Below are 11,074 nucleotides of genomic sequence, written 5' to 3'. Positions count from 1 at the left end.
TCAGGCCGCGCGCTCCCTCCTACTTGTTCACCAGCTTCGCCGGCTGCGCCAGGGCCACCAGCGCCCCCACCACCAGGCAGCCCGACAGCATGTAGAGGCCGGTGTTGGTGGTGCCGGTCATGTCCTTCAGCCAACCCACCAGGTACGGGCTGACGAAACCCGCCAGATTACCCACCGAATTGATGAGCGCGATGCCGGCCGCGGCCGCCGTGCCGCCGAGCAAGGCGGTGGGCAGGCTCCAGAACAGCGGCAGCACCGTGCAGATGCCGATGTTCGCCACCGTCAGCGCAGCGATCGCCAGCACGGTATTGCCGCTCCAGACCGCCGACAGCAGCAGGCCCAGCGCGCCAAACAGCGCGGGCAGCGCGACGTGCCAGCGGCGTTCGCGGTGGCGGTCCGAGTTGCGCGAAATCAGGATCATGCCGATCACGGCGAACAGGTTGGGAACCGCCGTCAGCAGACCGATGGCCAGCGGGCTCTGCACCCCTGTGCCCTTGATCAGGGTCGGCATCCAGAAGCCCACGCCGTAAAGCCCCATCACGAACGAGAAGTAGATCAGCGACATCGCCCAGACGCGCGGCTTGGCCAGCGCGGCGCGGATCGGCGGGTCTTCCTTCTGCTGTTCCTCGGCCGCGATATTGCGGATCAGCACCGCCTTTTCCGTGGCGGTCAGCCATTTGGCCTTATTGATGCGGTCATCCAGATAAATCAGCACCAGCACGCCGATCAGCACCGACGGTATGCCCTCCAGCAGGAACAGCCATTGCCAGCCCGACAGGCCATGGTCGCCATGGAACGTGCTCATGATCCAGCCGGAGATCGGCCCGCCGATCAGCCCGGACATGGGCACCGCGGTCATGAAGAAGGTCGTGATGCGGCCGCGCCGCGCCGCGGGGTACCAGTAGGTCAGGTACAGGATGATGCCCGGAAAGAATCCGGCCTCGGCCGCGCCCAGCAGGAAGCGCAGGATGTAGAACATGTGCACGCTGGTCACGAACATCATGCAGGCGGAGATGATCCCCCAGGTGATCATGATGCGTGCGATCCAGATCCGCGCCCCCACCTTGTGCAGGATGATGTTGCTGGGAATTTCGAAAATGAAGTAGCCGATGAAGAAGATGCCCGCGCCCAGCCCGTACACGGTCTCGCTGAACTGAAGCTCCTGCAGCATCTGCAGCTTGGCAAAACCCACGTTCACGCGGTCCAGGTAGGCCACGACGTAGCAAACCACCAGCAGCGGCACCAGCCGCCAGCCTACCTTGCGGTAGATCCGGTCTTCCTCAGACGCCGGGATCGCCGGCGAAACCCCGGGGGCCATCGCATTTTCCATCTATGTCTCCATTCCTCTGTCGGGATAGGCCGGCTGCGCCGGCGCCTTTACGGCCCGGTCATCCCGATCAGGAACGGCTGGACCGCTTATACGCAGCCTAGAACCGCTGACTTGACAAAAAACTGAACAACTTGGGGTCCACGCCGGGAAACCGCCTGCTCGCGATCCGTCCCCCTTCCCGCCAACGCGGCCGCGCACTTGGCCCAAGCACGGTAAAATGTTTGGTTTCGCACAAAAGTCATCAGGACAGGATCATCATGGAAGCCGAACGTCAGAACCAGCTCGCAGCCCGCCTCGCCGATTACGCGGAGCGCGAACAGGCTCTACGGAGGTATCTTTGACTACGATGCCAAAGCTGAACGCCTGCAAGTCGTAAACGCCGAGCTCGAAGATCCGGCGGTCTGGAACGACCCCAAGCACGCCCAGGACCTGGGCCGTGAAAAGAAAGCCCTCGAAGACGTGGTGGAAACGCTCACGGCGCTGGGTACGGGCCTGTCCGACTCGAACGAACTGTTCGAAATGGCCGCCTCCGACGACGACGACGCCACCCTCGAATCCATCGAGCAGGACGCCGACGCCTTCCAGGAAAAGCTGGAAGCGCTGGAATTCCGCCGCATGTTCTCCAATCCGGCCGATCCGCTGAATTGCTTCCTGGACATCCAGGCGGGCGCCGGCGGCACGGAAGCGCAGGACTGGGCCTCCATGCTGCTGCGCCAGTACCTGAAGTACGCCGAGCGCAAGGGCTTCAAGGCCGAAGTGCTGGAAGAATCCGAAGGCGACGTGGCGGGCCTGAAGTCCGCCACCATCAAGATCGAAGGCGAGTACGCCTTCGGCTACCTGCGCACCGAAACCGGCGTGCACCGCCTGGTGCGCAAGAGCCCGTTCGACTCCTCGGGCGGCCGCCACACCTCGTTCGCCAGCGTCTTCGTCTACCCGGAAGTCGACGAATCCTTCGAAGTCGAAGTGAACCCCGCCGACCTGCGCGTGGACACCTACCGCGCGTCCGGCGCGGGCGGCCAGCACATCAACAAGACCGACTCGGCGGTGCGTCTGACCCACATGCCCACCGGCATCGTGGTGCAGTGCCAGAACGACCGTTCGCAGCACCGCAACCGCGCCGAAGCCATGCAGATGCTGAAGTCCAAGCTCTACGAACTCGAGATGCGCAACCGCATGGCCGAGCAGCAGAAGCTGGAAGACTCCAAGACCGACGTGGGCTGGGGCCATCAGATCCGTTCCTATGTGCTGGACCAGAGCCGCATCAAGGACCTGCGCACCAACGTTGAAATTTCCAACACGCAGAAAGTGCTGGACGGCGACCTGGATCCCTTCATCCAGGCCAGCCTGAAGCAAGGCATCTAAGTTTCGCGATACTCCCCCTCAACGCATCCAGAGGTTCACGAATGTCCGACACCATTGCAATTCTCACCGGCGCATCGCGCGGCATCGGCGCCGCCATGGCGCGCGGCCTGGCCAAACCGGGCACCCGCCTGATCACCCTGGCGCGCCGGGAAGATCCCGAGCTGGCCGCCTATGCGCGTTCGCAGGATGCGCAGCTGGAACAGCTGTCCGTGGACCTCTCGGACCTGAACGCCGTTGAAGCGGCGGCGCAGCGCATCTGCGCGTCGCTGCCGCGCGATGCCAGCCGCTATCTGCTGATCAACAACGCCGGCACGGTGCACCCCATCGCCGGCACCGACGCGCTGGTCGACGGCGCGGCCATCACCGCCGCCTTCAACCTGAACGTCAGTGCCGTCATGCTGCTCACCGCACGCTTCCTGGCCGCGGTCGAAGACCTCAAGGCCGACCGCCGCGTGCTCAACATCTCCTCCGGCGCGGGCCGCAACCCGAACGCCGGCTGGGGCGTGTACTGCGCCACCAAGGCCGCGCTCGACATGTACTCGCGCGTGGTCAAGGCCGAGCAAGGCGCCGACGGCGCGCGCATTGTCGCGCTGGCCCCCGGCATCGTCGACACCGACATGCAGGTCGCCATCCGTTCCAGCGATCCGGAAAGCTTCCCGGCGCTGGCCAAGTTCCAGGAGTTCCACGCGACCGGCAAGCTGTCCTCGCCCGCCAACGTGGCCTCCCGCATCCTCGCCTACCTGGATCGCGAAGATTTCGGCACGACCGAGATCGACGACATCCGCAATTACGACTGATTCCCCGACCATGACCGACCACTCGACCACTCCGGCGCCCGCCCAGGATGAAAACCGCTTGATCGCCGAACGGCGCGCCAAGCTGGCCAAACTGCGTGAAGCCGGGGTCGCGTACCCCAACGATTTCGTTCCCGACGCCCGCGCCGCCGCCTTGCACGACAAGTACGACGGCCAAGAGCAGGAAGCCCTGGCCGCCAACCCCGTCACCGTCAAGGTCGCGGGCCGCATGATGCTCAAGCGCGTCATGGGCAAGGCCAGCTTCGCCACGCTGCAGGACAGCACCGGCCGCATCCAGATCTACCTGGACCGCGGCACCCTGGGCGAAGACAGCTACGCCGCGTTCAAGCAATGGGACATCGGCGACATCATCGCGATCGAAGGGTCGGTCTTCAAGACCAACAAGGGCGAACTGTCGGTGCACGCCGCCAGCGCGCGCCTGCTGTCCAAGTCGCTGCGCCCGCTGCCGGACAAGTTCCACGGCGTGGCCGACCAGGAACTGCGCTACCGCCAGCGCTACGTCGACCTCATCATGACGGACGCCACGCGCCGCACGTTCGAGGCGCGCAGCAAGGCCGTGGGCAGCATCCGCCAGTTCATGCTGAACGCGGGCTTTCTTGAAGTGGAAACCCCGATGCTGCACCCGATCCCGGGCGGCGCGGCGGCCAAGCCCTTCGTCACGCACCACAATGCGCTGGACATGGAAATGTACCTGCGCATCGCGCCCGAGCTCTACCTCAAGCGCCTGATCGTGGGCGGCTTCGAACGCGTGTTCGAAGTCAACCGCAACTTCCGCAACGAGGGCGTGAGCCCGCGCCACAACCCTGAATTCACCATGATGGAGTTCTATGCGGCCTTCGCGGAATACCGCTGGCTCATGGACTTCACCGAAGAGCTGATCCGCCAGGCCGCCATCTCGGCCACCGGCAGCGCCGTGCTGACCTACCAGGAACGCGAACTGGACCTGTCCAAGCCGTTCGACCGCCTGACCATCTGCGAAGCCATCCTCAAGTACGCGCCGGGCTACACCCAGGCGCAACTGGACGATCCGGCCTTCGTGCGCGCGGAACTCAAGAAGCTGGGCGCCGACGCCGACGGCCCGGTGCTGTCGCGCGCCGGCCTGGGCGCGCTGCAGCTGGCGCTGTTCGAAGAGACCGCCGAAGCCAAGCTCTGGAACCCCACCTACATCATCGACTACCCGGTGGAAGTCTCGCCGCTGGCGCGCGCCTCCGATACCCGCGAGGGCATCACCGAGCGCTTCGAGCTCTTCATGACCGGCCGCGAAATCGCCAACGGCTTCTCGGAGCTGAACGATCCCGAAGACCAGGCCGAGCGTTTCCGCTCGCAGGTCGAAGCCAAGGACGCGGGCGACGAGGAAGCCATGTTCTACGACGCGGACTACATCCGCGCCCTGGAATACGGCATGCCTCCGACGGGCGGCTGCGGCATCGGCATCGACCGTCTGGTCATGCTGCTGACCGACAGCCCCAGCATCCGCGACGTCATCCTCTTCCCGCACCTGCGCCGTGAAGACTAAACGGGCGCTGGCATCATGATCTTCAAGATCCTGATGCTGCTGCTGGTCGTGGCGGGGCTGGTCTACTGGATCAAACAGCCCCGCAGCGGCTCGCCCTATTCCCCCTATCCGGCGGCGCGGCCGCGTCGGCCGGTGTTCATCGCGCTGTGTATCGCCGCGGCGCTGTCGGTGGCGGCTTCGCTCATGACCTTCCTGTTGTGGGCGGGCGGCGTGGCCGGCGGCGTAACCGGCGGCGGCTATCACGGGCAGGTGGATTTCCTGCTGCCCGTGGCGGGCACGCTGCTGACGCTGGCCGTCGTCTGCGCCGTAGGCGCGTTCCTCAAGCGCCGGGGCTGAACGCCCGCCCCTGCCGCGCGCCTATTCGGGCCACTTGCCGGCGCCCGCCGGCAACGACGGCAGCGAGGCCTGCAACATCGCATCGATGAATTCGTCGGGCGGCAAGCGGCCGTCCGGCTTGTACCACTGCACCGTCAGGTTCATGGCGCCCAGCACGCAGCGCTTGATGACGCGCGCATCGCCTTGCAGCAGCCCCGCCGCGACCGCTGCCGCCACCGCGTCCTGCCACATCTCCTCATAGTGGTCGCTCAGCGATTTCACGGCCGCGCGGCTGGGTGCGGACAGGCTGCGCCATTCATAGACCAGCGCGTTCATCGCGTCGCCGCCCGCGCCGTGCAGCATGCTCCACATATGCACGCGGAACAGCGCCGCCAGCCGGTCAGCCGGCGCCCGGTAGCGCGCCAGCGCCCGTTCGCCGTCGTCTATCACTTCCTGGATGCCGTTGTTCATCACCGCCACCAGGATCTCCTCCTTGCTGCGGAAATGATGGAACAGGCTGCCGGACTGCAGACCCACCGCCCGCGCCAGCTCGCGCACGGTGGTGCGTTCATAACCGTGCTTGCAGAACAGCTGTCCGGCCGTCAGGATCACCTCGCGCCGGCGTTCGGACTCCGAACCCTCGTCCCGCCCTTGCGCGGCCTCCCGCAGTTTCTCCATGTCCGGTCACAGCCTCTGGATGATGGTCGCCGTGGCCATGCCGTGGCCGATGCACATCAGCTGCATGCCCAACTCGCCTTCGGTGGCTTCCAAACCCGTCAGCATCTTGGCCATCAGGCCGGCTCCCGTCGCCCCCAGTGGATGCCCATGCGCGATCGCCCCGCCCCAGGGATTGACGCGCGACAGATTGGCGCCCAGTTCACGCTGCCAGGCCAGCACCACACTGGCGAAGGCTTCGTTGATCTCGATCCAGTCGATGTCTTCCAGGCTCAGGCCGGCGCGCGCCAGCGCCTGCCGCGCCGCCGGGATCACGCCTGTCAATTGCAGCACCGGATCCGATCCCACCACCACCCGCGCCAGGAAGCGCGCGCGGGGCCGCAAGCCATCGGCCAGCGCCGCATCTCGGTCGGCCAGCAGCACCGCGGACGCCCCGTCCGCCAACTGGCTGGCGTTGGCGGCCGTGACGCCACCCTGGCCTGGCGGCCGCAAGGCAGGCGCCATGGCGGCCATGCGGGCGGGGTCGGTTTTCTCGCGTATGCCTTCGTCACGCCCGGCATCGGCCCGCGGCCCCGGCAGCAGCTCGGCGTGGCGGCCGGCCTGCGCGGCGCTCCAGGCGCGCGCGTGGCTTTCCCTTGCCCATTCGTCCATCTCTGCCTGGGACAGCTGCCAACGTTCTGCGATCCGCTCCGCGCTCTCGATCTGGTGGATCAACGGATAGCGCTCCAGCAGGGCCGGGTTCAAGCCTTCGAAGCCGCGGAACTCGCCCTGGCCCAGCGTCACGTCCAGGAACATCGGCACCCGGCTCATGCTCTCCACGCCGCCCGCGACCACGTAGCGCATGTCGCCCGCGGCGATGGCTTGCGCGCCGAAATGCACCGCCTGCTGGCTGGATCCGCACATGCGGTTCAGGGCCACGCCCGGCACGCTCTCAGGCAGGCCAGCAAGCATGGCGGCCAGCCTGCCGATGTTGGCGCCCTGCTCGCCCGCCTGGCTGACGCAGCCCGCGATCAGGTCCTCGACCTGGGCCCCTGGCAGTCCGGCCCGCGCCAGCAGGCCGGACACCGTCTCGGCCAGCAGCGTATCCGGCCTGGTATCCGCCCACCATCCGCCGCGCCGCCCGAAAGGGGTGCGCACGGCCTCCACGATCACGGCTTCGTTCATGCCGTCGTCTCCTCAACGTAGAGCGCTTCGATCTCATCCGCGTAGCTGCGGTAGATGCTGGCGCGCCTGACCTTCATGGTCGCGGTCACTTCGCCATCGTCGTGATCCAGCTCCTTGGTCAGCAGATGGAAGCGCTTGATCTGCGCCACCGGCGCCAGGCCGGCGTTGGCGCGCGCGACTTCCTGCTGCACCAGTTCGCGCACCTGCGCGCATTCGGCCAGCGAGCGGAAATGCGTGAAGGCGATGCGGCGCGACTCGGCCCATTTGCCCACCGTGTCGAACTCCAGCTGGATCAGCGCGGACACGTACTTCCTGCCGTCCGCGATCACGATGCATTCCTTGACGTAAGGGCTGCCCTTGACCGCGTTCTCGATCTCGGAGGGCGTCAGGTTCTTGCCGCCCGCCGTGATCATGATGTCCTTCAGGCGGTCCACGATGCGCACGCGCCCCGCGTCTTCGGCCACCACATCGCCCGTATACAGCCAGCCGTCGCGCACGGTGCTGGCGGTGGCTTCCGGATTCTTGTAATAGCCCTGGAACACCATATCGCCGCGCACCAGCAGCTCGCCGGCCTCGCCCATGCGCCATTCCACGCCCAGGATGGGTTCGCCCACGGTGCCCACCTTTACGCGGTCCGGATGCTGGCCGAAGATCATGCCGGCGGACTCCGTCAGCCCATAGACCTCGATCAGCGGCACGCCCAGCGTGCGGAAGTAGCGCACAACGTCCGGCGAGATCGGCGCCGCGCCGGTCATGGCCACGCGCACCCGCCGCAGCCCGATGAAGTTCTGCAGGGCGCGCAGCACCAGCCAGTACCAGAGCCAGCGCGTCCAGCGCTCGCGCAACGTGTACTGCGCGGGGGACTTTTCCAGGAACGGCGTGCAGGCGGCCAACGCGCGTCCGTAAAGCCATTGCTGCAAACGCCCGGCCTCCTGCATCTTGATCGAAATGGAGGCGTGCAGTTTTTCCCAGATGCGCGGCACGCCCAGGAAGATCGTCGGCGCGACTTCGCGCAAATCTTCCTGCACCGTGCGTATCGATTCGCCAAAGTTCACCTGCGCGCCCAGATAGATGGGCACGAAGGTGGACAGCATCTGTTCGGCCACGTGACATAGCGGCAGGTAGGACAGGTGCACGCTGCCGCCGTCCATCGCCAGGCGGTCGGCAATGCCCGGCGCCACGCCGCGCATGTTGCCGTAGCTCAGCATCGCGCCCTTGGGCTTGCCGGTGGAACCGGACGTGTAGATCATGAGGCCGGTATCGTCCAGCCGCTGGCCGTCCAGCGCCGCGTTCAACGCGGCGAGTTCCGCCGCCTCGCGCCGCGCGCCCTCGGCCTCGATCTCGGCGTAGGTCACGATGCGCTCGCGCTCGGCCGGCGCATAGGAGCGCAGGCCCTTGGTCTCCATCATGACGATGCGGCGCAAAAGGGGCAGCCGGTCCGCCACCTGCAGCACCTTGTCGGTCTGCTCCTGGTCCTCGCACACCACCAGTTCCACGTCCGCGTGTTCCAGCACGTAGCCCATCTCCTCGGCCGGGCTGGTGGAGTACACGCCCACCGCCACCGCGCCGACCGCGCCCGCGCCCATCTGCGTCAGCAGCCATTCGACGCGGTTCTCGGAGACGATGGCGACCCGCCCGCCCGCGCTCAGTCCCAGGGCGCGCAGGCCCAGTCCCACGCGGCAGGCCCGGCTCCAGTATTCCGCCCAGGTCATGGGCTTCCAGATGCCGAAATCCTTTTGCCGGATGGCGATGGCCGCGGGTTGGCGCCGGGCCTGTTCGCGCAGCATCTGCGGCAGCGTCAAGGCCGGCCACGCCTGCGCCGATGCGCCGGAGGTATCCATATGCTTGTCCATCATGACAGCCAGCGCTTGCGGCGCTTGTAGTGCTTGATGTCGCGAAAGCCACGGGCCTCGCCCGTGCCGCCCACGCCCAGATAGAACTCCCGCACGTCGGGATCCGCCGCCAGCTTTTCGGCGCTGCCGTCGATCACCACCTTGCCGGTCTCCATGATGTAGCCATAATGCGCCACCGCCAAGGCCACCGAGGCGTTCTGCTCCACCAGCAGCATCGACACCCCTTGTTCGTGGTTGATGCGCGCGATGATGGAGAAGATGTTCTCGACCAGCATCGGCGACAGGCCCAGCGAAGGTTCGTCCAGCAGCATCAGCCTGGGCTGCGCGATCAGCGCGCGGCCGATGGCCAGCATCTGCTGCTCGCCGCCCGACAGATAGCCTGCCAGGCCGCGGCGCCGCTCGAACAGGCGCGGAAAGTAGCCGTAGACCAAGTCGAAGTCGACCTTCGCCCCCGGCCTGCCCGTCAAGGCATAGGTCGCGGCCACCAGGTTTTCCTCGACCGTCAGGTCCTCGAACACCCGGCGTCCCTCCATCACATGCGCCAACCCCGCGCGCACCAGGTTCTGCGGCCTGGCGCCCGCGGTGTCGCCGCCGTTGAAGACGATCTGCCCGCGCACCAGCGCACCGTCCTCCAGATCCAGCAGGCCGGACACGGCCTTCAGGGTGGTGGACTTGCCGGCGCCATTGCTGCCCAGGAGAGCCACGATGCTGCCGGCGGGCACCGACAGGGACAAGCCGCGCAGCACCTGCACCGCCTTGTTGTAGACGACTTCGATATTGTTGATATCGAGCACCGCCGCTGCGGGCGCTGCGGGCGCTGCGGCATGCGCGTCATGTCCAGGGTTCACAGCCGCCTCACTTCAGCACGATCCAGTCGGATGCCGGCACCATCTGCTTCTGCTTCACATCGGCGCGATAGATCCGGCCCACCGGGATGGAGTTGCCCTTGATCGAGATCGGCACGCCGATCAGGCCGCCCGTGTCGAAGTCCTTGATGCCGTCCAGCGCCGCCTTCATGTTGGCGCTGGTCAGTTCCTTGCCGGCGTCCAGCGTGCGCTTGGCGACCTCGGTGAACAGCATGGCGGCCAGGAAGCCCTGCATGTAGCCGGTGCTCTGGTACTGCGGGCGCATTTCGCGGATCTTCTTCAGCATCGGCGCGTCGGCCGCCGTGTCGTAGTAGTAGCGGTACGGCATCACGCCCATGAAGCCTTCGGCATCCTCTCCCATCTGCATCACGGTGGAGTTGTCCATGGTCCAGAACGTGCCCATGTAGCGCGTCTTCAGGCCCATGCGCTTGCCCTGCCCCACGAATTCGGGAATCGGCGCCAGCACGTAGCCGTGGAAGATGGTGTAGTCCGGATCGGCGCGGCGCAGCTTGATGACCTCGGTCGACACGTCCACGCTGCCCGGCGGCGTCATGATCTCGGTCGCGACCTTCAGGCCCAGTTTTTCCGCCACCGCGCGCGAGCTGGCGATGGGATCGCGGCCGAACTCCGTGTCCGAATACACGAAAGCCACCTTGGCGCCCGGCTGTTCCTTGGCGATATAGCGCAGCAGGATGCCGAACATTTCCGTGTAGTCAGGTCCCAGCATGAACTGGGCCGGGTACTTGGCCGGATCGTTGAGTTCCGTGGCAAAGGACGCGCCTGTCATCAGGATGTCGCCCGTGCGGTTCAGCTCGGCGTTGATGGTCTTGGAGAAGCCTGTCGAGTCGCCGTAGTAGAAGTTCACCTTGTTCTGGCTGGTGATCTTCTTGAAGGCCGCCACCGACGCGTCCACCTTGTAGGCGGTGTCTTCCGGCACGTAGCGCAGCTTGCGGCCTTTTACCCCGCCCTGGTCGTTGACGATCTTCACGTAGTCGGTGATGCCGGCGTGGATGCCCTGCCCGGCGAAGGCGAACACCCCGCTCAGCGGGATGGAGCCGCCCAGCACCAGGTCCTCGGCCGCCTGCGCGGCGGGCGCCGCCGACAGGGCCGCCGCCAGGCCCAGCGGGGCCAACAACCTCGATAAACCGCTGCCGATCCGGATGCGCTTCATGGTTAGT

General features: G+C 66.4%; 10 protein-coding genes. 4 read left to right on the top strand and 6 right to left on the bottom strand.

The genetic code is table 11. The features are described from left to right. Nucleotides 1–19: 19 nt before the first annotated feature. Nucleotides 20–1,330 (bottom strand): MFS transporter, encoded by a 1,311-nt coding sequence (locus IB258_RS07135; protein ID WP_125470689.1) that lies wholly within the window; start codon nt 1,328–1,330, stop codon nt 20–22. 257 nt (nt 1,331–1,587) lie between these two features. On the opposite strand from IB258_RS07135, the gene prfB reads away from it, so the two are divergent. The 4 genes from prfB (at nt 1,588) to IB258_RS07115 (ending at nt 5,359) form a co-directional block, all read left to right on the top strand. Next, nucleotides 1,588–2,692 (top strand): peptide chain release factor 2 gene (gene prfB / locus IB258_RS07130; RefSeq protein ID WP_119451233.1). Its coding sequence is split into 2 segments (ribosomal slippage): nt 1,588–1,668 and nt 1,670–2,692, totalling 1,104 coding nucleotides; the frame shifts between segments, so codons are not numbered across the junction. 41 nt (nt 2,693–2,733) lie between these two features. Continuing rightward, nucleotides 2,734–3,489, top strand: coding sequence for an SDR family oxidoreductase (locus IB258_RS07125; RefSeq protein WP_119451232.1), 756 nt, complete (start codon nt 2,734–2,736; stop codon nt 3,487–3,489). A 10-nt stretch (nt 3,490–3,499) separates the two neighbouring features. Further along, a complete protein-coding gene (gene lysS / locus IB258_RS07120) occupies nt 3,500–5,023 on the top strand; it encodes a lysine--tRNA ligase (protein WP_054456145.1) in 1,524 nt (507 codons plus the stop codon). Nucleotides 5,024–5,038: 15 nt separating this feature from the next. Then, entirely contained in the window at nt 5,039–5,359 is a 321-nt protein-coding gene (locus tag IB258_RS07115) for a preprotein translocase subunit TatB (RefSeq protein WP_192352329.1), read from the top strand. Nucleotides 5,360–5,380: 21 nt separating this feature from the next. On the opposite strand, the gene IB258_RS07110 is transcribed toward IB258_RS07115, so the two are convergent. From IB258_RS07110 to IB258_RS07090, 5 genes are all read right to left on the bottom strand, one after another. Continuing rightward, the gene (locus tag IB258_RS07110; protein ID WP_370539818.1) at nt 5,381–6,016 is read right to left on the bottom strand and encodes a TetR/AcrR family transcriptional regulator; all 636 of its coding nucleotides are present in this window, start codon (nt 6,014–6,016) and stop codon (nt 5,381–5,383) included. Nucleotides 6,017–6,022: 6 nt separating this feature from the next. Continuing rightward, the gene (locus tag IB258_RS07105; protein WP_054456139.1) at nt 6,023–7,177 is read right to left on the bottom strand and encodes a thiolase family protein; all 1,155 of its coding nucleotides are present in this window, start codon (nt 7,175–7,177) and stop codon (nt 6,023–6,025) included. Then, a complete protein-coding gene (locus IB258_RS07100) occupies nt 7,174–9,033 on the bottom strand; it encodes a long-chain fatty acid--CoA ligase (protein WP_192352328.1) in 1,860 nt (619 codons plus the stop codon). The genes IB258_RS07105 and IB258_RS07100 overlap by 4 nt, the downstream gene beginning before the upstream one ends. Beyond that, nucleotides 9,030–9,824 carry an ABC transporter ATP-binding protein gene (locus IB258_RS07095; RefSeq protein ID WP_054456135.1) on the bottom strand — a complete coding sequence of 265 codons (795 nt, stop codon included), beginning with the start codon at nt 9,822–9,824 and terminating at the stop codon, nt 9,030–9,032. The genes IB258_RS07100 and IB258_RS07095 overlap by 4 nt, the downstream gene beginning before the upstream one ends. Nucleotides 9,825–9,885: 61 nt before the next feature. Then, nucleotides 9,886–11,067 carry an ABC transporter substrate-binding protein gene (locus tag IB258_RS07090; protein WP_054456133.1) on the bottom strand — a complete coding sequence of 394 codons (1,182 nt, stop codon included), beginning with the start codon at nt 11,065–11,067 and terminating at the stop codon, nt 9,886–9,888. Between the last annotated feature and the right edge of the window lie 7 nt (nt 11,068–11,074).

Origin of the sequence: Achromobacter sp. ACM02 (assembly GCF_014851605.1) — a bacterium.
Taxonomy (GTDB): domain Bacteria; phylum Pseudomonadota; class Gammaproteobacteria; order Burkholderiales; family Burkholderiaceae_B; genus Achromobacter; species Achromobacter aegrifaciens.
Note: the sequence above shows the minus strand (reverse complement) of the source record. Positions and strands in the feature narration are given on the sequence as shown.

Coding starts and splice junctions, on each gene's coding strand:
- IB258_RS07135 (WP_125470689.1), bottom strand. CDS start 1,330: ATGGAAAATGCGATGGCCCCCGGGGTTTCGCCGGCGATCCCGGCGTCT.
- IB258_RS07100 (WP_192352328.1), bottom strand. CDS start 9,033: ATGATGGACAAGCATATGGATACCTCCGGCGCATCGGCGCAGGCGTGG.
- IB258_RS07110 (WP_370539818.1), bottom strand. CDS start 6,016: ATGGAGAAACTGCGGGAGGCCGCGCAAGGGCGGGACGAGGGTTCGGAG.
- IB258_RS07125 (WP_119451232.1), top strand. CDS start 2,734: ATGTCCGACACCATTGCAATTCTCACCGGCGCATCGCGCGGCATCGGC.
- IB258_RS07115 (WP_192352329.1), top strand. CDS start 5,039: ATGATCTTCAAGATCCTGATGCTGCTGCTGGTCGTGGCGGGGCTGGTC.
- IB258_RS07090 (WP_054456133.1), bottom strand. CDS start 11,067: ATGAAGCGCATCCGGATCGGCAGCGGTTTATCGAGGTTGTTGGCCCCG.
- IB258_RS07105 (WP_054456139.1), bottom strand. CDS start 7,177: ATGAACGAAGCCGTGATCGTGGAGGCCGTGCGCACCCCTTTCGGGCGG.
- lysS (WP_054456145.1), top strand. CDS start 3,500: ATGACCGACCACTCGACCACTCCGGCGCCCGCCCAGGATGAAAACCGC.